Origin of the sequence: Arenimonas sp., assembly GCF_041913985.1 — a bacterium.
In the GTDB taxonomy this organism is placed as follows: Bacteria; Pseudomonadota; Gammaproteobacteria; order Xanthomonadales; family Xanthomonadaceae; genus Arenimonas.
Map to the genome: position 1 here is coordinate 1 of NZ_JAYSEG010000035.1, position 23,353 is coordinate 23,353.

22 protein-coding genes are annotated in these 23,353 nt (G+C 71.6%); 13 read left to right on the forward strand and 9 right to left on the reverse strand.

Features of this window, described 5'->3' with window-relative positions; all coding sequences use genetic code 11:
* Window positions 1-58: 58 nt before the first annotated feature.
* The 6 genes from ACE3Q2_RS11245 to ACE3Q2_RS11270 all read right to left on the reverse strand — a co-directional run bounded on the left by ACE3Q2_RS11245 (window position 59) and on the right by ACE3Q2_RS11270 (window position 3,871).
* Window positions 59-631, reverse strand: a complete 573-nt coding sequence (locus ACE3Q2_RS11245) for a hypothetical protein (protein ID WP_374474070.1) — start codon at window positions 629-631, stop codon at window positions 59-61.
* Between the two features lie 231 nt (window positions 632-862).
* On the reverse strand, window positions 863-1,429 hold the full coding sequence (locus tag ACE3Q2_RS11250; RefSeq protein WP_374474071.1) for a diffusible signal factor-reguated Ax21 faimly protein: 567 nt from the start codon (window positions 1,427-1,429) through the stop codon (window positions 863-865).
* A gap of 112 nt (window positions 1,430-1,541) precedes the next feature.
* Window positions 1,542-2,015 carry a tRNA (cytidine(34)-2'-O)-methyltransferase gene (locus ACE3Q2_RS11255; protein ID WP_374474072.1) on the reverse strand — a complete coding sequence of 158 codons (474 nt, stop codon included), beginning with the start codon at window positions 2,013-2,015 and terminating at the stop codon, window positions 1,542-1,544.
* A gap of 36 nt (window positions 2,016-2,051) precedes the next feature.
* Window positions 2,052-2,282: a hypothetical protein gene (locus tag ACE3Q2_RS11260; protein ID WP_374474074.1), complete on the reverse strand. Its 231-nt coding sequence runs from the start codon at window positions 2,280-2,282 to the stop codon at window positions 2,052-2,054.
* A gap of 105 nt (window positions 2,283-2,387) precedes the next feature.
* Window positions 2,388-3,167, reverse strand: a complete 780-nt coding sequence (locus tag ACE3Q2_RS11265) for a hypothetical protein (RefSeq protein ID WP_374474075.1) — start codon at window positions 3,165-3,167, stop codon at window positions 2,388-2,390.
* The gene (locus tag ACE3Q2_RS11270) at window positions 3,164-3,871 is read right to left on the reverse strand and encodes an SDR family NAD(P)-dependent oxidoreductase (RefSeq protein WP_374474076.1); all 708 of its coding nucleotides are present in this window, start codon (window positions 3,869-3,871) and stop codon (window positions 3,164-3,166) included. The genes ACE3Q2_RS11265 and ACE3Q2_RS11270 overlap by 4 nt, the downstream gene beginning before the upstream one ends.
* 107 nt (window positions 3,872-3,978) lie before the next feature.
* Here ACE3Q2_RS11270 and ACE3Q2_RS11275 point away from each other — a divergent pair, with 107 nt between their 5' ends.
* The 6 genes from ACE3Q2_RS11275 (at window position 3,979) to ACE3Q2_RS11300 (ending at window position 13,174) form a co-directional block, all read left to right on the forward strand.
* A complete protein-coding gene (locus ACE3Q2_RS11275; protein WP_374474077.1) occupies window positions 3,979-6,840 on the forward strand; it encodes a M16 family metallopeptidase in 2,862 nt (953 codons plus the stop codon).
* A 71-nt stretch (window positions 6,841-6,911) separates the two neighbouring features.
* Window positions 6,912-7,304: a DUF4156 domain-containing protein gene (locus ACE3Q2_RS11280; RefSeq protein WP_374474078.1), complete on the forward strand. Its 393-nt coding sequence runs from the start codon at window positions 6,912-6,914 to the stop codon at window positions 7,302-7,304.
* Between the two features lie 97 nt (window positions 7,305-7,401).
* Window positions 7,402-8,418, forward strand: coding sequence for a 3-oxoacyl-ACP synthase III (locus ACE3Q2_RS11285; RefSeq protein ID WP_374474079.1), 1,017 nt, complete (start codon window positions 7,402-7,404; stop codon window positions 8,416-8,418).
* A 131-nt stretch (window positions 8,419-8,549) separates the two neighbouring features.
* Entirely contained in the window at window positions 8,550-11,027 is a 2,478-nt protein-coding gene (locus ACE3Q2_RS11290) for a TonB-dependent receptor (RefSeq protein ID WP_374474080.1), read from the forward strand.
* Between the two features lie 36 nt (window positions 11,028-11,063).
* Window positions 11,064-12,056, forward strand: coding sequence for an LLM class flavin-dependent oxidoreductase (locus tag ACE3Q2_RS11295; protein WP_374474081.1), 993 nt, complete (start codon window positions 11,064-11,066; stop codon window positions 12,054-12,056).
* Complete coding sequence (locus tag ACE3Q2_RS11300) at window positions 12,053-13,174, forward strand: NADH:flavin oxidoreductase/NADH oxidase (protein WP_374474082.1); 1,122 nt, start codon at window positions 12,053-12,055, stop codon at window positions 13,172-13,174. Before ACE3Q2_RS11295 ends, ACE3Q2_RS11300 begins: the two co-directional genes overlap by 4 nt.
* A 57-nt stretch (window positions 13,175-13,231) precedes the next feature.
* Here ACE3Q2_RS11300 and ACE3Q2_RS11305 read toward each other — a convergent pair whose 3' ends face one another.
* The 3 genes from ACE3Q2_RS11305 to ACE3Q2_RS11315 are packed head-to-tail and all read right to left on the reverse strand — an operon-like array spanning window position 13,232 to window position 16,360.
* Entirely contained in the window at window positions 13,232-13,942 is a 711-nt protein-coding gene (locus tag ACE3Q2_RS11305; RefSeq protein WP_374474083.1) for an ABC transporter ATP-binding protein, read from the reverse strand.
* Window positions 13,935-15,137, reverse strand: a complete 1,203-nt coding sequence (locus ACE3Q2_RS11310; protein WP_374474085.1) for an FtsX-like permease family protein — start codon at window positions 15,135-15,137, stop codon at window positions 13,935-13,937. Before ACE3Q2_RS11310 ends, ACE3Q2_RS11305 begins: the two co-directional genes overlap by 8 nt.
* 5 nt (window positions 15,138-15,142) lie before the next feature.
* Entirely contained in the window at window positions 15,143-16,360 is a 1,218-nt protein-coding gene (locus ACE3Q2_RS11315; RefSeq protein WP_374474086.1) for an efflux RND transporter periplasmic adaptor subunit, read from the reverse strand.
* 89 nt (window positions 16,361-16,449) lie between these two features.
* Between ACE3Q2_RS11315 and ACE3Q2_RS11320 the strand changes: the two genes are divergently transcribed.
* From ACE3Q2_RS11320 to ACE3Q2_RS11350, 7 genes are all read left to right on the forward strand, one after another.
* Window positions 16,450-17,391, forward strand: a complete 942-nt coding sequence (locus tag ACE3Q2_RS11320) for an alpha/beta fold hydrolase (protein WP_374474087.1) — start codon at window positions 16,450-16,452, stop codon at window positions 17,389-17,391.
* Complete coding sequence (gene oleC, locus ACE3Q2_RS11325; RefSeq protein WP_374474088.1) at window positions 17,388-19,049, forward strand: olefin beta-lactone synthetase; 1,662 nt, start codon at window positions 17,388-17,390, stop codon at window positions 19,047-19,049. Before ACE3Q2_RS11320 ends, oleC begins: the two co-directional genes overlap by 4 nt.
* Window positions 19,046-20,044 carry a 2-alkyl-3-oxoalkanoate reductase gene (gene oleD / locus ACE3Q2_RS11330; protein ID WP_374474102.1) on the forward strand — a complete coding sequence of 333 codons (999 nt, stop codon included), beginning with the start codon at window positions 19,046-19,048 and terminating at the stop codon, window positions 20,042-20,044. The genes oleC and oleD overlap by 4 nt, the downstream gene beginning before the upstream one ends.
* An 89-nt stretch (window positions 20,045-20,133) precedes the next feature.
* Window positions 20,134-20,289, forward strand: a complete 156-nt coding sequence (locus ACE3Q2_RS11335; RefSeq protein WP_374474090.1) for a DUF1328 domain-containing protein — start codon at window positions 20,134-20,136, stop codon at window positions 20,287-20,289.
* 47 nt (window positions 20,290-20,336) lie between these two features.
* Window positions 20,337-20,972 (forward strand): SCP2 domain-containing protein, encoded by a 636-nt coding sequence (locus ACE3Q2_RS11340; protein WP_374474091.1) that lies wholly within the window; start codon window positions 20,337-20,339, stop codon window positions 20,970-20,972.
* Between the two features lie 5 nt (window positions 20,973-20,977).
* Window positions 20,978-22,630 (forward strand): ubiquinone biosynthesis regulatory protein kinase UbiB, encoded by a 1,653-nt coding sequence (ubiB, locus tag ACE3Q2_RS11345; RefSeq protein WP_374474104.1) that lies wholly within the window; start codon window positions 20,978-20,980, stop codon window positions 22,628-22,630.
* On the forward strand, window positions 22,627-23,349 hold the full coding sequence (locus tag ACE3Q2_RS11350; protein WP_374474092.1) for a pseudouridine synthase: 723 nt from the start codon (window positions 22,627-22,629) through the stop codon (window positions 23,347-23,349). The genes ubiB and ACE3Q2_RS11350 overlap by 4 nt, the downstream gene beginning before the upstream one ends.
* The last annotated feature ends 4 nt before the right edge of the window (window positions 23,350-23,353 follow it).

A 23,353-nucleotide genomic window follows, 5' to 3' on the forward strand; every position in this document is an offset into this window, starting at 1 on the left:
AGCCGCGAAGCTCTTCGCGGAAAGCTTCGCGGCTGAAGCCGCTCCTACAGGGTTGTTGTCAGAAGCTGGCGCGCAGGCCCAGCTGGTAGGTCTCGGCGTCGTCGCCGAAGGTCACGTCGCCGGTCAGGCCCCAGGTCGGGGTGAACTTGTACATCGCGCCCAGCGTGCCGGAGAACTCGTCGCCGACCTCGTCCAGGTCGGTGTAGTTGGCGCGCACGCTGCCCTCGAGCTTGTCGGTCAGCGCGCTGCGCAGGCCCACGGAGCTGCGGTAGCCCTCGGTGTTGATGATGCCGGTGCCGTCGGTGGTGACGAAGCCCGCGGCCTCGGTGTCGACGTAGGCGGCTTCCGCGAACAGGTCCAGGCCGTCGTTCAGCGGGTGCGCGTAACCCACGCCCACCTCGCTGCCGTCGAGCTTGAGCGGCGTGTCGTCGATGCCGATGCGCGAATAGCCGGCCAGGCCGTAGAAATTCGATTCGCCGAACTCGAAGCTGCCGCGGATGGAATGGCCGTCGGCGTCGCCGTCCACGTTGACGTAGTTGCCTTCGATCCAGGTGTTGCTGAGTGAATCCTGCGCGGCCGCGGGCAGGGCGGCGGCGAGGGACAGGGCAAGGGCAAGGGTCGTGCGCTTCATGCGTGGATTCCTTTCGTTGGGGGGAGCGCCCGCGTGCAGCAGGCAAACCCGAGTATCGAAAGTGCGCGCGAACGCGCGATTAACGCGCGGTGTTCCTGAACGGCGCGCTTCAGTCGCCGTTCCATCGCCGCTAGGCAGGCGGCGCGTTCAGGATTCGCGCGCCGCGCGGCGACCGCGCAAAAGAAAAGCCCGGCCTGGGCCGGGCTTTTCGCAACGCGTGTTACGGGTGGATCAGAAGCTGGCGCGCAGGCCGACCAGGTAGGTCTCGGTGTTGTTGTCACCGAAGGTCACTTCGCCGGTCACGCCCCAGGTCTGGGTGAACTTGTACTGGGCGCCGATGGTGCCGCTGAACTCGCCGTCGAAGTCGCTGCCGTCGGTGTAGTTCGCCTTCAGCAGGCCCTCGAAGTTGTCCGAGAACGAGCCGCGGATACCAACGGAGGCGCGGTAGCCGTCGGCGTCGACATTGCCGAGCACCGGCACGTTGTCGGCATCGGCGCTGACCCAGGCCAGCTCGGAGATCAGGTCAATGTTGTCGGACAGGCCGTGGGCATAGCCGACGCCGATCTCGGTGTTGTCGAGGTCGACGCTGCTGTTGTCCACGTCGAGCTGGGCGTAGCTGCCGAAGCCGTAGAAGTTCGACTGGCCGAACTCGAACGAGCCGCGCACGCCGAAGCCGTCGGCGTCGCTGTCGAGGTTGACGTAGCCGCCTTCGACGTAGGTGTAGCTCAGCTTGTCGTCGGCCTGGGCCGACAGCGGCAGCAGGGCGGCCAGGGCCAGGGCAATCAGGGAACGCTTCATTGTTTTTCTTCCGTGTTGTGGGGGTGGCCCGCGGTGCGGGCTGGGGACGGAGTATGGGAAGCGCGCCGTAACCAATGATTAACGGCGGCGTGTTTTCAGCCGAACCCTGCCATCAGTCATGCGTGGCGGCGCCGGCGTAACCGAGTTGTCGCCACGCTTCGAACACCGACACGGCGACGGCGTTCGAGAGGTTGAGGCTGCGCTGTCCCGCGCGCATCGGCAGCGTGAGTCGCTGCGCTTCCGGAATGTTGTCGATCACTTCCGCCGGCAGCCCGCGCGTTTCCGGGCCGAACAGCAGCGCGTCGTCGTCGCGGTATTGCACGCCGTCGAAGCGCCGCGTCGCGCGCGCGCTGAAGGCGAACACGCGCGGCTGGCCAAGCGCTTCGAGGCAGGCGGCGAGGTTGGCGTGGCAGCGCACGCTGGCCCACTCGTGGTAGTCGAGGCCGGCGCGGCGCAGCCTGGCGTCGTCGAGCTCGAAGCCGAGCGGCTCGACCAGGTGCAGGCCGGCGCCGGTGTTGGCGCACAGGCGGATGACGTTGCCGGTGTTGGGCGGGATTTCGGGCTGGAACAGGATGACCTGGATCATCGCGGCATTATCGCCGCGACCGGCGCACGCGCGGGCTCAGCCGGCGGCGCAGGTGATGCGGCGGCCGATCAGGCCCAGGTCGCCCGGCATGCGGGCCAGGCCGAGGGCGCCGGCCGGCTGCACGGCTTCGCCGCAGTCCAGGCCGGCTTCCACCGCGGCGCGCACGGTGTCTTCCAGCGAGGGCGGCGGCAGCAGGGCGGCGGCCACGCCGAGGGCGAGCAGCGGCAGGGCGAACAGGCTTCGGTTCAGATGGGTGGACAGGCTCATGGCGGGCTCCGGGACAGGTGGCTCACACCCTGTGCAGCAGGAACCGTGCCAATCGCCGAGACCAATCAAATCAATGGCTTGCGGAGGTGTCCGGGTGTCCGGGCCTCAGCCGCGGACACGGCAGCCGGACAGCGGCTCGCGCTCGAAGGCAGCCCAGCGGCCTTCGGGCGCCGGCGTGGCGGCCCCCGGGAAGTCGATGCGCGCCACCAGCTGGCGCTGGCCGTCGTCCTCGCGCAGGTTGCTCAGGCCCTCGAAGCGCAGCAGGCGCCGGCTGTCGCGCCCGTAGGCCACGTCGATGTGCGGCGCCAACCAGCCCAGCCAGCCGCCCAGGCGCAGCCGGAACACTTCGGCCGGTTCGCCGTCGAGCGCCTGCGGGCCCAGCCGGCGCACCTGGAAACCCAGGCTCTCGAGCCGCGACGGCACCGCGAACTCCAGCGGCACCGCCTGCCCGGCCAGCAGCGGCTGCCACTGCTTGCGGATGAATTCGTCGAAGCCCGCGTCGGCCACCAGGCCCGCGGCGGCCAACGACGCGCTGCGTTCGGCCTCGCCCGGCGCGGGCCGCACCCACACTTCGCCGGTGCCGTCCTCGCGGCGCAGGCCCTCGCGGTACCCAAGGCGCGCGTCCTCGAAACTGAATTCGGGCGCCAGCGCCGAGGCGCGGTAGTCCACGCGCTTGCGGGCGAAGGCAGTGCCGTCGGGGCAGCGGTACAGCACCAGGCGCTGCAGGGTGCGCTCGCCCTCGCGCCGCACCAGGTGCTGTTCGCGGTAAAGCAGCTGGTTGTCGTCGGGATCGCGCGCCACGCCCTCTTCGAAGCTCAGCCCGGCGCGTGCGGCCGGGCTAGCCAGCAGCGCCAGCAGCAGGCCCGCGGCGGCGGCGCGCGTCACCACGGCAGCGGCGAACCGTCGCGGTCGACGAACTCGCCGGCGGGCAGGCCGGCGCGGCGCTCGAGCATGTCCAGCATGTCCTGCACCGATTCGTGCGCGGTCACCGTCGCGCGCTCGCCGCCCATGTCGGTGCGCACCCAGCCGGGGCTGGCGGCCAGCACGCCGATGCCCATCGGGTTGAGCGCGCGCGCCATCAGCACCGTGGCCATGTTCAGCGCGGCCTTGCTGATGGCATAGCTGGGCGTCTGGAAGGAGTCGGTGAGCGCCATCGCGCCCAGCCGCGAGCTGAGGTTGAACACGCGCGGCGAGCGGCCCCGCGCCAGCTGCGGCGCCAGCGCCTGGGCCAGCAGCAGCGGCGCCACCGCGTTCACGCGCAGCGTGTGTTCGAGCACGTCGGCCTGCAGCGAACCGAAGCGTTCGCCGCGCGGCAGCGTGCCGGCGTTATTGATGAGCAGGTCGAGCGACGGGTGCAGGGTCGCCACCTCGTGCACGAAGGCGTCGCGACTGCGTTCGTCGGCGACGTCGAGCGGCGCCACGTGCAGGTGCCCCGGGTGGGCCGCGGCCAGCTGCGTGAGCGCATCGGCGTGTCCTGGCTGGCGGCAGCCGGCGACCACGCGGTGGCCCCGCGCGAGCAGCTGGCGCGTGAATTCCAAGCCCAACCCGCGGTTGGCACCCGTGACGACGATGTTTCGCGACTCGTTCACGCCCATGCCTCGCACTATGGCCTTCGGCCTAGTGTATGCCCCGTCAAGGCAGGCTAGGATGCAAGCCCCCCGGCTCCGTCCGGACCGTCCCTGCAGGAAACCCACGAATGACCCAGACCCGTCTTCCGCGCGTCCGCGCGCTGGTCCTGGCCCTCGGCTTCGCCGTGGCCGCCCTCTCGCCCGCCTATGCGCAGGATGTCGACGTGCCGAAGGCCGCGGTCCCGGCCGACATCCCGTTCGAGCAGTTCACCCTGCCCAACGGCCTGAGGGTGGTTGTGCACACCGACCGCAAGGCGCCGATCGTGGCGGTGAACGTCTGGTACCACGTGGGTTCCAAGAACGAACTGCCGGGCCGCACCGGCTTCGCGCACCTGTTCGAGCACCTGATGTTCCAGGGCAGCGAGAACCACGACGGCGAGTTCTTCGAGCCGTTCGAGCTGGTCGGCGCCACCGACCAGAACGGCACCACCAACTCCGACCGCACCAACTACTTCCAGAACGTGCCCACCACCGCGCTCGACATGGCGCTGTGGATGGAATCGGACCGCATGGGCCACTTCCTGGGCTCGGTGACGCAGGAGCTGCTCGACGAGCAGCGCGGCGTGGTGCAGAACGAAAAGCGCCAGGGCGAGAACCAGCCCTACGGCCAGGTGTTCGAGCGCCTGCTCAAGGCCAGCTACCCCGAAGGCCACCCGTACAGCTGGTCCACCATCGGCTCGATGGGCGACCTCAACGCAGCCTCGCTCGAGGACGTGCAGCGCTGGTTCAAGACCTGGTACGGCCCGAACAACGCCGTGCTGGTGCTGGCCGGCGACATCGACGTGGAAACCGCCAAGGCCAAGGTGGCGAAGTACTTCGGCGACATCCCGGCCGGCCCGACCATGGCCCAGCCGAAGGTGGACCCGGCGCCGCGCACCACCTCCACCCGCGATGAATTCACCGACCGCGTGCCGCAGGCGCGCGTGTACCGCGTCTGGAACACCGCCGAATACGGCACCGTCGACGCCGACCGCCTGCAGCTGCTGGCGCAGGTGCTGGGCGGTTCGCGCGCCTCGCGCCTCGACAAGCGCCTGGTGCACCAGGACAAGCTGGCCGACAGCGTCTCCGCCGGTGCCTGGGGCAACCAGCTGGGCGGCCTGTTCTTCCTGCAGGTGGACGTGAAGCAGGGCGTGGACCCGGCCGTGGTCGAGAAGGCCCTGGAAGAAGAGCTCTCGCGCCTCATCGCCGAAGGCCCCAGCGCCAGCGAGCTCGAGCAGGCCCGCACCACCTTCAAGGCCGGCTTCATCCGCGGCATCGAGCGCATCGGCGGCTTCGGCGGCAAGGCCGACGCCCTGGCCGAATGCGCCGTGTTCGCCAAGGACCCGGGCTGCTTCCGCCAGAGCCTGCAGGTGATCGAGACCGCCACCGCCGCCGAGCTGCAGGACGCCGGCAAGCGCTGGCTGTCGCAGGGCGACCACACCATCGTGGTCACCCCGGGCGAGCGCGTGCCCACCGTGGAGAAGGAAAGCGCCTCGCACCCGGAAATGGCCGCCGTGCCGCCGGCCGACCCGAAGTACACCACCGTCGAAACCAGCGTCGACCGCAGCCAGGGCGTGCCGGTGACCACCGAGTTCCCGGACCTGGTGTTCCCGGCGCTGCAGCGCGCCGAGCTGTCGAACGGCATCAAGCTGGTGCTCGCCGAGCGCCGCGGCCTGCCGGTGGTGCAGATGAACCTGTTGCTGCCGGGCGGCTACGTGGCCGACCTGGGCCGCAAGCTGGGCACCTCCAGCTTCACCATGGGCATGCTCGACGAGGGCGCCGGCAAGTACGGCGCGCTCGCGTTCGGCGACGAGGCCGAGCGCCTGGGCGCCAACCTCGGCGCCAGCGCCTCGCTCGACGGCGGCAGCGCCTACCTGTCGGCGCTGAAGGAGAACCTGGACGAGTCGCTGGGCCTGTTCGCCACCATGCTGCGCGTGCCGCGCTTCGAGGCCAGCGAGCTCGAGCGCGTGCGCCAGAGCTGGATCGCCGGCATCAAGCAGGAAAAGGCCCGCCCGAACTCGGCCGCGCTGCGCCTGCTGCCGCCGCTGCTCTACGGCCAGGGCCACCCCTACGCCATCCCGTTCAGCGGCAGCGGCGACGAGGCTTCCATCGCCTCGCTGACTCGCGACGACCTGCTGGCCTACCACCAGGCCTACGTGCGCCCGGAAGGTTCGACCCTGGTGGTCGTGGGCGACACCACGCTGGCCGAGATCGTGCCGCTGCTCGAGAAGCACCTGGGCCAGTGGAAGGGCACCGGCGCGGCCCCGGCCCAGCCGGAGGTCACCGAGGTGGCGCTGCCGGCCAAGCCGCGCGTGTTCCTGGTGGACCAGCCGGGCGCCATCCAGGCCAACGTCTACGTCGGCCAGCTGGCGCCGTCGAGCATGGACGCCAAGGCCACCGAGTTCGAGATCGCCAACTCGGTGCTGGGCGGTGAGTTCAGCTCGCGCCTGAACATGAACCTGCGCGAGGACAAGCACTGGGCCTACGGCTCCTACAGCTTCGTGCAGGCCGCCAAGGGCCAGCGCCCGTGGCTGGCGTTCGCGGCGGTGCAGATCGACAGGACCGCCGAGTCCATCGCCGAGCTGCAGCGCGAGATCAGCGAATACGCCACCGGCAAGGCCCCGGCCAAGCCGGAGGAAGTGGCCAAGATCCAGGCCAGCGAGATCCGCAGCCTGCCCGGCTCGTACGAAACCGCCAACGCCGTGCTCGGCGCGGTCGGCGGCATCGTTCGCTACCAGCGCCCGGATGACTACGTGGTGCAGCGCAAGGCCAAGATCGAGGGCCTCACCCCGGAAGCGGTGCACGCCGCCGCCGGCACCCTCAAGCCCGAGGCCCTGACCTGGGTGGTGGTGGGCGACCTGTCCAAGATCGAGGAAGGCGTGCGCGCGCTCGGCCTCGGCGAGGTGCAGGTGGTTGACGCCGACGGCAAGCCGGTGGCCGCGAAGAAATAAGCCTCCGGGATCATTGCCGGTTCAGCACGGGCGGGGCGACAATCCCGCCCGTGTTCTTTATGGAGAAACCCATGCGAGTCCTCGTGACGGCTGTGCTCCTGATTCCCCTCGCCTCCGCCTGCACCTGGGTGAAGATGGCCCCCGGCGCCGCCGAGGTTCGCGTGGCCGCCCCCGGCCAGGACCTGTCGGCCTGCGAGAAGCGCGGCGAAGTGGCCGTGTCGGTCCGCGACCGCCTGGGCCCCTACGAGCGCAACGACATCAAGGTGCGCGACGAGCTCGAAACCCTGGCCCGCAACGAGGCCCCGGGCCTGGCCGCCGACACCGTGCAGCCCAAGGGCGAGCCCGACGACGGCGAGCAGCGCTTCCTGGCCTACCGCTGCCGCGGCGCGGCCCCGGCCGCCGGCACGGCCACGACCCGCCCGGTGGCCGAGGGCGAGGCCGAGACCTATCCGATCGAAGACTGAGGCGTCCGTCACGCCTTCACATCCCCCGGCACCGCGTTTGGAGCCGGGGGGGCGGAACGGTTAAGATTCAAGGGTTTCCCTCTAGGCGAACCCAGCCATGCTGTTCCAGCACGTTTCCATCGCCGGCCTCGCGCACATCGACGCGCCGCACCGGCTGTCCTCGGCCGAGATCAATGCCCGGCTCCAGCCCACGATGGACCGCCTGGGCATCAAGACCGACGTCCTGCAGGACATCGCCGGCATCTATGCGCGCCGCCTCTGGGACGACGAAGTGCAGGCCTCGGACGCCGCCACCCTGGCCGCCGAGAAGGCCATCGCCGACGCCGGCGTGGACCGCAGCAAGATCGGCCTGCTGGTGAACACCTCGGTCAGCCGCGATTACCTGGAGCCGTCCACCGCCTCCATCGTCTCGGGCAACCTGGGCCTGGGCGAGCACTGCCAGAACTTCGACGTGGCCAATGCCTGCCTGGCCTTCATCAACGGCATGGACATCGCCAGCCGCATGATCGAGCGCGGCGAAATCGAATACGCCCTGGTCGTGGACGGCGAAACCGCCAACCTGGCCTACAAGAAGACGCTCGAGCGCCTCAGCGGCCCCGACGTCACCGAAGAGCAGTTCCGCAACGAGCTGGCCACGCTCACCCTGGGCTGCGGCGCCGCCGCCATGGTGCTCTCGCGCAGCGAGCTCACCCCGGAGGCCCCGCGCTACCGCGGCGGCGTCACCAAGGCCGCCACGCAGTGGAACACCCTGTGCCGCGGCAACCTCGACCGCATGGTCACCGACACCCGCATGCTGCTGATCGAAGGCCTGAAGCTGGCCACCGCCACCTTCGGCGCCGCCCGCCAGGCCCTGGGCTGGGTGGTGGACGAGCTCGACGAGTTCGTCATCCACCAGGTCAGCCAGGTGCACACCCAGGCCTTCATCAAGGCCTTCGGCATCGACCCGAAGAAGGTCATGACCATCTTCAACGAGCACGGCAACATCGGCCCGGCCTCGGTGCCCATCGTGCTGAGCAAGCTCAAGGAAATGGGCCGCCTGAAGAAGGGCGACCGCGTGGCCCTGCTGGGCATCGGTTCGGGCCTGAACTGCTCGATGGCCGAAGTGGTCTGGTAAGCCGCGCTTAGCAGGTTCGCGAAAGAGGCCCACTTCGAGTGGGCCTTTTTCTTGGCCGCCGCCGGAAGGGTTCCATCGCGCGGGCCTTGCGGTTACGTTCGGGCCTTCCCCCCGACCGCCAGGACCGCCCGATGCGCCAACACGCCCTCTTCGCCTCCATCCAGTTCGCGCTCGCCTGCGCGCTGGCCAGTGGCGGCGCCCTTGCCGCCGAGCCGGCCACCGCCGTGGCCGTGGGTTCGCGCCTGGCGCAGGCGCCGGAGGCCCTGCCGGTCACGGTGATCACCCGCGCGCAGATCGACGCCACCGGCCACGTGCTGGTGGCCGACGTGCTGCGCGACCTGGTGCAGGCGCCGTTCGGCAGCTTCCGGCCGCAGTCGGGCTCCACCGCACAGGCGATGGCCTCGGTGGACCTGCGTGGCCTGGGCTCCGGGCGCACCCTGGTGCTGGTGGACGGCCGCCGGGTGGCGGCCAACCCGATGTCGGCCTCGTCGGGCGCCGACCTCAATGCGCTGCCGCTGGCGATGGTGGAGCGCATCGAGGTCTACGCCAGCGGCGCTTCGGCCATCTACGGCGAGGACGCCGTCGGCGGCGTGGTGAACCTGGTCACCCGCCGCGATTTCGATGGGGCCGAGCTGAGCGTCGGGCACGGCGCCAGCGCCGTGGAAGGCGGCGACCTGGACGCGATGTCGGTGCTGTTCGGCGCCGCCACCGAACGCACCCGCGTGGTCGGCGGTGCTTCCCGCGCCAAGCGCGGCATGGTGTTCACCCGCGACCAGGAAGGCGGGGACGTGCGCGGCATCAACCAGTACGCCAACAACTACTACGACTGGAACACCGGCCAGCTGCGGCCGGTGCCCGGCTTCGCCTGCGACGAGGGCGCGTTCTACCGGCTCGCCAATGGCCTGTGCTCTTTCGACTTCAACGCCGTGGCGGCCAACGAGGCCAAGCTGGGCCAGACCGCGGTGTTCCTGCGCGGCGAGCACCAGGCCAACGACCAGTGGCAGGTTTACGGCACGGCCAGCATGACCCGGGTGGAATCCTTCGGCCGCTATGCGCCGACGCCGGGCATCGTGGTGGTGGAGGACGGCACGCCCAACGACATCGAACCCGGCGACGGCCTGCCCACCTACTACTACCACCGCTTCGCCGCGGCCGGTAACCGCGACACCTTCACCGACGCGACCCGCAGCGAGTTCGTGGCCGGCTTCCAGGGCGCGCTCACCGACCGCCTGGACCTGGACGCGGGCCTGCGCCGCACCGACTACCAGTACAAGGACCTGAGCCGCGGCTACATCGTTTCCGACCTGGCCGAGCTGCTGGCGAACCAGGGCCTGTACGACCTGGCCGATCCCTTCGGTGCCGCGCCGGAGGTGCTCTCCGGCATGCAGGCCACGATCAGCCGCGACGCGCGCTGGCAGGACGACACGGTCTACGCCACGCTGGGCGCCGGGCTGTTCACGCTGGCGGGCGGCGAATCGCGCGCGGTGTTCGGCGTCGAGTACGTGCGCACGCGCTACCGCGACACCTACGACAGCCTGTCGGAAGCCGGCCGCATCCTCGGCAGCGCCGGCAACTCCGCCGGCGGCGACCGCGAGCTCACGGCCGTGTTCGCCGAGTGGCGCCTGCCCTTCACCCCCGCGTTCGACCTGACCCTGGCCGCGCGCCACGACGAATACGACCGCCTGGACGGGCAGTTCTCGCCGCAGGCCAGCCTGCGCTGGCAGCCCTTCGACGCGCTGACCCTGCGCGCGCACTGGGGGCAGGGCTTCCGCACGCCGGGCCTGGACATCACCACCCAGCAGCCGGTGCCGTCCACCGAGTCCATCAACGACCCCGCCACCTGCCTGGCGCTGGGGCTGCCCTCGTCCTGCCTGGTGGGCGTGCCGGTGCTGGCCATCGGCAACCCGGAGCTGGCCCCGGAGCAGTCCGAACACCTGGGCCTGGGCGTGGTGTACCAGCCGATGGAGGCGCTGCGCGTGTCGCTCGACTACACCCGCCAGCGCGTCACCGACCGCATCACCCGCTACCAGGCGCAGGACGTGGTGTACGCCTCCATCGACCCCGACACCTACGGCGCGCTGCCCGCCGGCCTGGGCGTGAGCCGCGGCCCCGACGGCGCGGTACGCGGCATCGTCGTGGGCTACGGCAACGGCGGCGCCAATGAAGTCGAGGCACTCGACCTGGCCATTGATGCTGGCCTGGGCCTGGGCCGCTTCGGCGAGCTGCGCAGCGAGCTGCAGGTGTCGCACGTGCTGCGCTACGAACTCTTCAGCCCCGGCGGCAGCGGTTTCCGCTTCGACGACCGCTTCGGCTACCCGAAGACGCGCGCGCGCCTGGCCACCACCTGGTCCTGGGGCGACGTCGAGCTGGCCTGGCAGGCCAAGGGCATCGAGGGCCACGGCGACGCCACCACGCAGGTGGGCGCCTATGTCACCCACGACCTGCAGCTGGCCTGGAAAACCCCGTGGCGCGGCACGCTCGCGGCCGGCGTCACCAACCTCGGCGACCGCCAGCCCGCGCAGCGCGCCTTCGACGAGCGGCCCTACAACTTCTACCTCTACGACGCCTACGGCCGCACGCCCTACCTGCGCTACACCCAGGCCTTCTGACGCCGGCGCAACGGGGCCTGGCGTAGCATGGGCGGCATGATCCCGCTGTCCATCCTCGACCTCGCCCCCGTCACCGTGGGCAGCACGCCCGCGCAGACGTTCGCGAACGCGCTCGACCTGGCCCGCGCCGGCGAGCGCCTGGGCTACCGCCGCTACTGGCTGGCCGAACACCACAACATGCCGGGCATCGCCAGCGCGGCCACGGCGGTGCTGATCGGCCACGTCGCCGGCGGCACCACGCGCATCCGCGTCGGCGCCGGCGGCATCATGCTGCCCAACCATTCACCGCTGCAGGCGGCCGAGGCCTTCGGCACGCTGGGCTGCCTGTTCCCCGGTCGCATCGACCTGGGCCTGGGCCGTGCGCCTGGCACCGACGCGGCCGCGGCCAAGGCGCTGCGACGCTACTACGACAAAGCCGAGGAATTTCCCGCCGACGTGGTCGAACTGCTGCGCTACTTCGAGCCCGTGCAGCCCGGCCAGGCCGTGCAGGCGGTGCCGGGTGCCGGCGTGGACGTGGAAGCCTGGATCCTGGGCTCGAGCCTGTTCGGCGCACGCCTGGCGGCCGCGCTGGGCCTGCCCTACGCCTTCGCCTCGCACTTCGCGCCCGACGCGCTCGACCAGGCGCTGGCGCTCTACCACCGCGAATTCCGGCCCTCGCGCCGCCTCGCGCAGCCGCACGCCATGCTGGCTCTGAACGTGGTGGTGGCCGACACCGACGAAGAGGCCGCGCGCCTGTTCACCACCCAGCAACAGGCCTTCGTGAACCTGCGTCGCGGCAAGCCCGGCCTGGTGCCGCCGCCGCTGGAAAGCGGCGCGGCCATCGACGAGTACTGCACGCCCGCCGAAAGACACATGATCGAAGCCACGCTGGCCTGCCGCGCCGTCGGTTCGCCGGCCACCGTGCGCGCGCGCATGCAGGAGTTCGCCGCGCGCCACCGGCCGGACGAACTCATCCTCACCGCCAACATCTTCGACCACGCCGCCCGCGTGCGCTCCTTCGAACTGGCCATGGAGGCCTGGCAGGCATGAGCACACCCAAGCTCTTCGAACCCCTGGCCGTGGGCTCGCTGCGGCTGGCCAACCGCATCGTCATCGCGCCCATGTGCCAGTACTCGGCGGTGGACGGGAAGATGACCGACTGGCACCTGATCCACCTGGGCCAGCTGGCGCTGTCGGGCGCGGCGCTGCTCACCATCGAGGCCACCGCCGTGCTGCCGGAAGGGCGCATCACCTGGGGCGACGTGGGGCTGTGGGACGACGCCACCGAAGCCGCCATGGCCACCGTGCTGCAGGGCATCCGCCGCTGGTCGCCGATGCCGGTGGCCATCCAGCTCGCGCACGCCGGCCGCAAGGCTTCCACCGATTTGCCCTGGCGGGGCGGCGGGCAGATCCCGCCGGGCCAGCCCAACGGCTGGCAAACCCTGGCGCCCTCGGCGTTGCCTTACCAGGAAGGCGAACACGCCCCGCTGGCCATGACGCATGCGCAGATGGCCAACGTGCGCGAGGCCTTCGCCGATTCCGCGCGCCGCGCCGCGCGCCTGGGCCTGGACGCCATCCAGGTGCACGCGGCGCACGGTTACCTGCTGCACGAATTCCTGTCGCCGCTGTCGAACCGGCGCGACGACGACTACGGCGGCTCGCTGGAAAACCGGATGCGCTTCCCGCTGGAAGTGTTCGACGCGGTGCGCGCGGCCTTCCCGGCCGACAAGCCCGTGGGCGTGCGCGTCTCCGGCACCGACTGGGTGTCCGGCGGCTGGGACGTCGGACAGACCGTCGTCTTCGCCAAGGCACTGGAAGCGCGCGGCTGCAGCGCCATCCATGTCTCCAGCGGCGGCCTGCACCCGGCGCAGGCCATCCCGGTGGGCCCCGGCTACCAGGTGCCGCTGGCGCGCGCGGTGAAGCAGGCGGTGGGCATCCCGGTGGTGGCCGTGGGCCTGATCACCGACTTCGACCACGCCGAAGCCATCGTGGCCAACGGCGACGCCGACTGCATCGCCCTGGCCCGCGGCATCCTCTACGACCCGCGCTGGCCCTGGCACGCCGCCGCGCACCTGGGCGCCACCGCCAGCGCCCCGCCGCAATACCTGCGCTCGCAGCCGCGCCAGTTTAAGACGCTGCTGGTCAAAGGCGGCGGCACCGCAACCTGAACCAAGTGAACCAGGTTGATTTTCCGCCGCCGGAAAAATGAACCTGGTTCACTTGGTTCAGGTCGTGGTGTCGTGGGCGATGCGGCCGTCGACGAGGGTGATGGTGCGGTCGCACTGCGCCGAGAGCCGCGGGTCGTGGGTCACGAGCAGCACCGCGCAGCCGAATTCGCGGTTGAACTGCCGGAACAGCGCGAATACTTCCGAGGCCGACTGGCTGTCGAGGTTGCCGGTGGGCTCGTCGGCCAGCAGCAGGGCCGGGCGCGTCACCAGCGCGCGGGCCACGGCCACGCGCTGCTGCTGGCCGCCGGAAAGCTGGTCAGGGTGGCGGTGCTCCAGCCCCGCCAGGCCCACCTGCGCCAGCAGCGAACGGCCCCAGTCGAGCTGCGCCGGCGTGGGCTTGCCGCTGGCCACCACCAGCGGCATCAGCACGTTCTCCAGCGCGGTGAAGGCCTGGATCAGGTGGTGGAACTGGAACACAAAGCCGATCGCCTCGCGCCGCAGCCGCGTGCGGCCCTCGTCGTCCATGCGCCGCGTGGGCTGGCCCAGCAGGTAGAGCTCGCCCTCGCTGGGCTGGTCGAGCAGACCCACCACGTTGAGCAGCGTGCTCTTGCCCGAACCCGAGGCGCCCACCAGCGCGGCGAAGTCGTGCCGGTGCAGTGCCAGGTCCAGGCCATGCAGCACCTCCACCTCGGTGGGCTTGCCCACGTTGTAGCGCTTGCGCAGCCCTTCGAGCCGCAGCACTTCCTGGCCGGTCTCGTGCTCAGGCATGGCGGATCGCCTCCACGGGGTCCAGGGCCGCCGCGCGCCGCGCCGGCACCGCCGCCGCGACCACGCCGGTGACGGTGGCCAGCCCCGCCGCCGCCGCCGGCAGCCAGGGGTCCACCGGGATGAAGAACAGCTTCGGGCCGAAGGTGTTGAACACCCACACCAGGCCGTAGCCCGCGCCGCCGCCGACCACCGAGCCGACGAGCCCGAAGATCGCGCCCTGCAGCAGGAACACCTGCAGCATCTGCCGGCGCGTGGTGCCCATGGCGCGCAGGATGCCGATCTCGCGCGCGCGCTGCACCACGCTCACGCTCAGCACGCTGGCGATGCCCAGCGCCACGCTCAGCGCCACGAACAGGCTGATCATCCGCGTGCTCAGGCTCTGCGAGCGCAGCGCGTTCATCAGCTGGGCGTTGGTTTCCATCCAGCTCTCGGCCTTCACGCCGGTGAGCCGGGCCAGGCGCGCGGCCACCTCGCGCGCGCCGAAGATGTCGTCCACGGTCACGTCCACCACCGTGGCGCCGCCGGGCAGGTCGAGCAGGCTCTGGGTCTGCTTCATGTCCAGGTACACGTAGCGCGAATCGAGCTCGCGCACGCCCAGTTCGAACACGCCGGCCACGTTGAGCACGGCCTCGCGGCCCTGGCCGGCGTCCAGGCGCAGCTTGTCGCCCACCTGCAGGCCCAGGTCCCGGGCCAGCTGGCTGCCGATGACGGCCTCGCCGGCGCCGACGCGGAAGCGGCCGGCGACGATGTCCTCCTGCACCGGGATGATGCGCAGGTAGCGCGCCGGCTCGATGCCCACCAGCGCCACCGATTCCACGGCTTCGCCACGGCGCGCGAACGCCGGCCCGGAGATCACCGGCGACACCGCGCGCACTTCCGGCAGCGCGTCGGCCACCGCCACCACCTGCTGCCAGTTGTTGATCGAGCGCAGCCGCTGCGCGCGCCGCGTCTCGAGCACCAGCTGGGTTTCACCGGCCGCGGGCGGCAGCAGCACGTTGGCTTCCTCCAGCGGCTGGATGCGCACGTGCGCCTGCGTGCCCAGCGTGCGCTGGATGATGTTTTCCTGCAGGCCGGTGATGAGCGCGGTGAGGAAGACGATGACCGCCACGCCCACCGCGATGCCCACCAGGATGAGCGTGCTCTGCGACTTGCCTTCGCGCAGGAAGCGGGTGGCGAGGGTCCATTGCGCCCACATCGGCGTCAGTCCAGCTTCGCCGGCAGTTCCTTGCGGGTGGCCGGGTCCTGGCCATCGCCGGGCGGGGCCATCGGCGCGGTGCGCACGCGGTCGCCCTCGGCCACGGGCGCGGCGGCGTCGGCCAGCACCAGGTCACCGGGCGCCAGGCCTTCCACCACTTCGCTCAGCGCCAGGCCGCGCAGGCCCAGCTTCACCGTGCGCCGCTCGGCGCGGCCGTCGGTGGCCCGCCAGACCTCGGCGCGGTCGCCGTCGATCGCGGCCAGCGCGTCGTTGGGCACCACCAGGGCGCGCTCGCGCCGGCCGGTTTCGATGTTCACCGACACCGTCATGTCCTGGCGCAGGAAGTCGGGCACGGGCTGCACCGCCAGGCGGATGTCCACCGAGCCGCGCTGCGCGTCCACGCCGGGCGCGATGAAGCCCACCTTCGCCGGGAAGGGCTGCGCGGGGAAGGCGTCGGCGACGCATACGGCGGGCTGGCCCAGCGCCAGCACGCCCAGGTTGCGCTCGTCGAGCGGCACCAGGATTTCGGTGTCGCCCTCGCGGGCGATCTCGAACAGCACGCGGCCGGGCTGCACCAGGTCGCCAGGCTCGACGTTGCGGGTGATCACGGTGCCGGCGACTTCGGCGCGCACCTGGGTCTTCTCGAGCAGGGCCCGGGCGCTGGCCACGCGGGCGCGCGCGGCTTGTTCGGCGGGGCCGCCGGCGTCCAGTTCGCGCGCCGCCAGGCGGGCACGTTCGGCGCCCGCGCGGGCGGTGGTTTCGGCCTGCAGGGCCTGCTCCAGTGCTTCGCGGGCGATCAGCTGGCGGCCGAACAGCTCGCGCCGGCGCACGGCTTCGCGGCTGGCCTGGTCGAGCCGGGCTTCGGCTTCGCGCAGCGCAGCCTGTGCCTGCGGGCGCGCCGAGCGCAGCAGCTGGTCCAGTCCCGCCTCGGCTTCGCGCGTGGCGGCTTCCAGGTCGTCGGCGCGCAGCACGGCCAGCACGTCGCCCGGCTGCACGCGGTCGCCCTCGCGCACGCGCCGCTCGAGCACCACGCCGGTGATGGCGCTGCCGGCCTGGGCGCGCGATACCGACACCACGCGCCCCGTGGCCACCACGGTCTGCACCAGCGGCTGTTCGCGCAGTTCGTAGGCGGCCAGCTCGGGCCCGCGCAGCGCGCCCAGGGCCATCCAGCCCGCCACGGCCACGACGGGCAACACGAGCAGGGCGAGGCGGCGGCGGGTCATGGTGGCTCCGGAAGCGTGGGCTTGCCCGCGGACGATACCCAAAGCCAGGTGACGGCGGCCACAAAGCGGCTCGCGTAGAATGCCGGCCCATGGAAAACATCACCCTCAGCGCCGAACAGGCCCGCGTGCTCGCCAAGGGTCCGTTCCCGGACTACCCCTTCACCCCGAAGACCTTCCGCCACCCCAACGGGCTGGCGCAGAGCTACCTCGACGAGGGCCAGGGCGAGACGGTGCTGATGCTGCACGGCAACCCGTCGTGGTCGTACTACTGGCGCAAGCTGGTGCTGGGCCTGCGCGACCGCTACCGCTGCGTGGTGCCCGACCACATCGGCATGGGCCTGTCCGACAAGCCCGACGACAAGCACTACCAGTACACCCTGCGCAGCCGCATCCAGGACCTCGACCGCCTGCTCGAGCACGCCGGCGTGGGCGACAACCTCACCCTGGCCGTGCACGACTGGGGCGGCATGATCGGCTTCGGCTGGGCGCTCAAGCACGCCGCGCGCATCAAGCGCCTGGTCATCCTCAACACCGCCGCCTTCCCGCTGCCGCCGGCCAAGCCGATGCCCTGGCAGCTCAAGCTCGGCCGCGACTACAACCTGGGCGCGCTGGCCATCCGCGGCTTCAACGCCTTCGCCGGCGGCGCCTCGCGCCAGGGCGTGGAAACGCCCATGCCGGAAGACGTGCGCCAGGCCTACGTGGCGCCCTACGACAGCTGGAAGAACCGCATTTCCACCCTGCGCTTCGTCCAGGACATCCCGCTGCGCCCCGGCGACCGCGCCTGGGACCTGGTGGAGGACGCCGGCAAGCGCCTGCCCGGTTTCGCCGACCGCCCGGCCTTCCTCGGGTGGGGGCTGCGCGACTTCGTGTTCGACCAGCACTTCCTCAAGGGCTTCACCCAGGCGCTGCCGCGCGCCGAAGTGCACGCCTTCGAGGACGCCGGCCACTACGTGCTCGAGGACAAGGCCGCCGTGCTCGTTCCCGCCATCCGCAGCTTCCTCGACGGGAACCCGCTTTCGGCCGACCGATGAGCGAGCGCTGCAACATCGCCGCGGCGCTGCCGCGCCTGGCGGCGGAAGCGCCGGACCGGGTGGCGATGCGCTGTCCCGGCGGGCGCGGCGCGAAGGGCCTGGCGCGCTACGACGTCGCGCTCACCTACGCCGAGCTCGACCGGCGCTCCGACGCCCTCGCCGCCGGCCTGGCGAAGAACGGCGTCGTGCGGGGCCAGCGCGTGGTGGTGATGGTGCGGCCTTCGCCCGAGTTCTTCCTGCTGATGTTCGCGCTGTTCAAGGCCGGCGCCGTGCCGGTGCTGGTGGACCCGGGCATCGACAAGCGCGCCCTGAAGCAGTGCCTCGACGAAGCACAGCCGCAGGCCTTCATCGGCATCCCGCTGGCCATGTTCGCGCGCAGGCTGCTGGGCTGGGCGCGCGGCGCGAAGGTGGCCATCACCGTCGGCCGCCGCTGGGCCTGGGGCGGCGCCACGCTGGCGCAGGTGGAGCGCGCCGGCGCGGGCGCCGGCCCGCAGCTGGCCGACACCGCGCCCGACGAAGTGGCCGCCATCCTGTTCACCTCCGGCTCGACCGGCGTGCCCAAGGGCGTGGTTTACCGCCACCGGCATTTCGTGGCGCAGGTCGGCATGCTGCGCGACGCCTTCGGCCTGCAGCCCGGCGGCGTCGACCTGCCCACCTTCCCGCCGTTCGCGCTGTTCGACCCGGCCCTGGGCCTGAGCTCGATCATCCCCGACATGGACCCCACGCGCCCGGCCAAGGCCGACCCGCGCAAGCTGCACGACGCCATCGCCCGCTTCGGCGTGGACCAGCTGTTCGGTTCGCCGGCGCTGATGCGCGTGCTGGCCGAACACGGCGAGCCGCTGCCCACGCTGCGCCGCGTCACCTCCGCCGGCGCGCCGGTGCCCGCCGACGTGGTGGCGAAGATGCGCGAGCTGCTGCCGCCCGAGGCGCAGTTCTGGACGCCCTACGGCGCCACCGAATGCCTGCCCGTGGCCGTGATCGAGGCGCGCGAACTGCAGTCCACCCGCGAAGCCACCGAGCAGGGCGCCGGCACCTGCGTGGGCCTCCCGGTGCCGCCGAACGACGTGCGCATCATCGCCATCACCGACGAGGCCATCGCCGACTGGTCGCAGGCGCAGGTGCTGGGCGCCGAAGCCATCGGCGAGATCACCGTGGCCGGTCCTTCGGCGACCGACGAATACTTCGCCCGCCCGCAGGCCACCGCGCTGGCCAAGATCCGCGAAACCCTGCCCGACGGCAGCACCCGCATCGTGCACCGCATGGGCGACCTGGGCCGCTTCGACGCGCAGGGGCGGCTGTGGTTCTGCGGCCGCAAGTCGCACCGCGTGCGCACGCCGCTGGGCAACCTCTACACCGAGCAGGTGGAGCCGGTGTTCAACACCCACCCCGAAGTGGCGCGCGCCGCGCTGGTGGGCGTGGGCGAGGGCGGCGAACAGGAAGCCGTGCTGTGCGTGGAAATGGCGCCGCACCTGCCGCAGTACGAACACGAGCGCGTGCTGGCTGAATTGCGGCGCATGTCGGAAGGCTTCGTGCACACCGCGCGCATCCGCCACTTCCTGGCGCACGACGGCTTCCCGGTGGACATCCGCCACAACGCCAAGATCGGCCGCGAGCAGCTGGCCGCGTGGGCGGCGAAGGAACTGAGGTGGCGGCGATGAAGGTGCTGGTGACGGGCGGCGCGGGTTTCCTGGGCCAGGCGCTGTGCCGCGCGCTGCTGGCGCAGGGCCACGAAGTGACCAGTTTCCAGCGCAGCCACTCGCCGGCGCTCGAGGCGATGGGCGTGCGCCAGGTGCGCGGCGACCTCGCCGACGCCGCGGCGGTGCACGCCGCCTTCGCGGGCCAGGACGCCGTCTTCCACAACGCCGCCAAGGCCGGCGCCTGGGGCAGTTACCAGGATTACTTCGACGCCAATGTCACCGGCACGCGTAACGTGCTGGCGGCGATGCACGCGCACGGCATCGGCCGGTTGGTGTACACCTCCACGCCCAGCGTCACCCACAGCGGCCGCACGCCGGTGGAAGGCGGCAACGAGGCGAACACGCCCTACGGCCAGGGCTTCAAGGCGCCGTACCCGGCCACCAAGCTCATTGCCGAAAAAGAAGTGCTGGCCGCCAACGACGCCACGCTGGCCACGGTGGCGCTGCGCCCGCGCCTGATCTGGGGCCCGGGCGACACCCAGCTGCTGCCGCGCCTGGCCGAACGCGCGCGCGCCGGCCGCTTGCGCTTCATCGGCGGCGGCCACAACCGCATGGACACCACCTACATCGACAACGCCGCCCAGGCGCACCTCGATGCCTTCGCGGCGCTGCGCCCCGGCGCGGCCTGCGCGGGCAAGGCCTACTTCATTTCCAACGGCGAGCCGCGCGAAGTGCGCCGCATCGTCAACGACCTGCTCGCCGCCGCCGGCGTGCCGCCGGTGCAGGCCAGCCTGCCCTACGGCGTGGCCTACGCCGCGGGCGCGCTGCTCGAGGCCGCGTGGACGCTGCTGCGCCTGCGCGGCGAACCGCCGATGACGCGCTTCCTCGCCGAGCAGCTTTCCACGCCGCACTGGTACGACATCTCCGCCGCCGCGCGCGACTTCGGCTACGTGCCGCGCGTGTCCATGGACGAAGGCCTGGCGCGCACCGCCGCGTGGTGGAATTCGCGGCCTTAACGGCGGCTCAGCTTGTTGGCGGGGAGTCAGGAAACCGGGGTTAGCGTCGGTCGTGCCCACACCGGGTCATGACAAGAAGGAGAGCAACCATGCTCCATTACGCGCTGGTCTTCCTCGTGGTCGCCATCATCGCCGCCGTGCTGGGTTTTGGCGGCATCGCCGGCACCGCCGCCTGGATCGCCCAGATCCTGTTCGTCGTCTTCCTGATCCTGGCCATCGTTTCCTTCGTCCGCAGGAAGGCCTGACCCGGCGCTGGCGCCGACATCACCGGCCAGCCCGCTAGAATGGGGGCATGACGGACCCCGCCGCTTCCCCCTTCGACGCCCTCAAGCCCCTGGCCGGCCGCGCGCTGGAACAGGCCTTGAACCGGCTGGTCGCCCTCGACCCCGACACCGCCCAGGCCTTGCAGCGCCTGGGCGGTCGTCGCATCGGCCTGGCGCTGGAAGCCCCGCCGGTGGCGCTGGAGCTGGCCGTGCACGAGGGCCGGCTGCAGGTGGGGCCGCCCAAGGATGAGCCCGACCTGGGCGTGCGCGCCACGATTTCCGGGGTGCTCTCGCAGCTGCCCTTCCTGCGCCCGCCCGGCGCGCCGCCGGTGGGCAAGGTCCGCCTGAACGGCGATGCCGAACTGGCCCGCCAGCTGCAGCGCCTGGCCGAGCGCTTCGACCCGGACTGGGACAAGCCCTTCGCCGACCTGCTCGGCCCGGTGTTCGGCCCCCAGGCCGCGCGCGTGCTGCGCGAGGCCCTGCGCGGCGGCGCCACGCTGGCGAAGAACCTCTCGCGCGACGCCGTCGACTACCTCACTGAAGAGTCCCGCGACCTCGTGGGCAAGGCCGAGCTGGCCGCCTTCCACGACGACGTGGACGAACTGCGCGACCAGGTCGAGCGGCTCGCCGCCCGCGTCGCCCGCCTGCCGGGGAACGGCGCGTGAGCGGCCTGCGCGGCAGCTGGCGCGCGCTCGGCATCGTGCGGGTGCTGCTGCGGCACCGCCTGGACGCCCTGCTCGAAGACACCGCGGTCGGCCGCTGGCTCTGGCTGCTGCGGCCCATCACCCGCCGCGCCGGCGACGACGACGCGCCGCGCGGCAAGCGCCTGCGCCTGGCGCTGCAGGAGCTCGGCCCCATCTTCGTGAAGTTCGGCCAGGTGCTGTCCACGCGCCGCGACCTGCTGCCGCCCGACGTGGCCGAGGAACTCTCGCTGCTGCAGGACCGCGTGGCGCCCTTCCCGGGCGAGCAGGCGCGGGCACGCGTGGAAGCCGGGCTGGGCCGCGGCATCGGCGAGCTTTACGCCGAATTCGAACTCACCCCGCTGGCCTCGGCCTCGATCGCCCAGGTGCACGCCGCGCGCCTGCACGACGGCCGCGAGGTGGTGGTGAAGGTGCTGCGCCCGGGCATCCGCCAGCGCATCGCCGACGACATCGCGCTGCTGCGCACGCTGGCCGCGCTGGCCGACCGCCACCACCCGCGCGCCGACAAGATCCGCGCCCAGGAAGTGGTGTCGGAAATCGAATCCACGCTCTACGCCGAGCTCGACCTGCAGCGCGAGGGCGCCAATGCCAGCCTGATGCGCCGCACCTGGGAAGGCAGCGACGAGCTGTACGTGCCCGAGGTGTTCTGGACCCACACCAGCGAAAGCGTGCTGACGATGGAGCGGGTGCGCGGCATCCCCAGCGACGACATCGCCGCGCTCGACGCCGCCGGCATCGACCGCAAGGCCCTGGCGGCGCGCGGCGTGCGGGTGTTCTACACCCAGGTGTTCCGCGACAATTTCTTCCACGCCGACGCCCACGCCGGCAACATCTGGGTCGACCTGGACCCGGCGCGCAAGGCCAACCCGCGCTTCATCGCCATTGATTTCGGCATCGTCGGCCAGCTCACGCGCCGCGACCAGTACTACCTGGCCGAGAACTTCATGGCGATCTTCCAGCGCGACTACCGCCGCATCGCCGAACTGCACATCGAGGCGGGCTGGATGCCGGCCACGGTGCGCATCGACGAACTGGAAGCCGCCACGCGCGCCGTCTGCGAGCCCTACTTCACCCGCCCGCTGAGCGAGATCTCGCTGGGAGAGGTGCTGGTGAAGCTGTTCAAGACCGCGCAGCGCTACGAGCTCACCCTGCAGCCGCAGCTCATCCTGCTGCAGAAGACCCTGCTCAACATCGAGGGCGTGGGCCGCCTGCTCGACCCCAGGCTCGACATCTGGGCCGAGGCGCGGCCGGTGCTGGAGAAGATCCTGCGCGAGCGCTACAGCCCGGCCACGCTGGCGGCGGAGTTCCGCAAGCGCCTGCCGGAGCTGGTGACGCAGGCGCCGGACATGCCGCGCCTGCTGCACGACTTCCTGGCCCAGCAGGTGCGCGGCGAACATTCGCTGCACATGCGCAGCGAGGACCTGGCCGAGCTGGCGCGCATTTCCCGCGCCGGCCAGCGCCAGACCGTGTACGCCATCCTGGGCACCGGCCTGATGATCGTGGCCGCGGTGCTGTACGCGCTCGAAGCCGGCGGCCCGCGCCTGGCCGGCATCCCGGCCGCCGCCGCCATCGCCGGCCTGGGCGCCTTCGGCGCCTTCCTCGCCGCCTGGCCCCGCCGGTGAGCGCCGGGGCCGACCCCATCCCGGTGGTGTGGGCGGATGAGTGGCTGGCGGTGGTGGACAAGCCCGTCGGCCTGATGGTGCACGACAGCAAGCTCGCGCGCGGCGAAACCGAATTCCTGGCCGACCGCCTGCGCGAGCAGTTCGGCAAGCCCGTGTTCCTGGTGCACCGGCTCGACCGCGCCACCAGCGGCTGCCTGCTGCTGGCTTTCGACCGTGACACCGCCTCGCTGCTCGGCCGCAGCCTGATGTCGGAGCAGTTCACCAAGGACTACCTGGCGGTTTGCCGCGGCTGGCCCGAGCCCGCGCAGGGCCGCATCGACCACCCGCTCGACGGCGGCCCCGGCAAGCCGGTGAAGAAGCCCGCCAGCACCGACTACCGTACGCTGGCCACCGCCGAAGTGGACTGGCCCAGCCAGCAGCACCCCAGCTCGCGCTACGCGCTGCTGCAGTGCACGCCGCTCACCGGCCGCTTCCGGCAGATCCGCCGCCACCTCAAGCACATCCACCACCACCTGGTGGGCGACTCGAGCCACGGCGATGGCCGCCACAACCAGGCCTTCCGAATGCGCGGCGTGCACCGCATGCTGCTGCACGCCTGGCGCCTGTCTTTTCCGCATCCTCACGACGGCCGCCGCATCATCGCCGTGGCGCCGCCGGACGCCGGGTTCCGGCGCGCGCTGGACCTGCTTGGCCTGCCGGTGCCCGACCCCGCGGCATGACGGT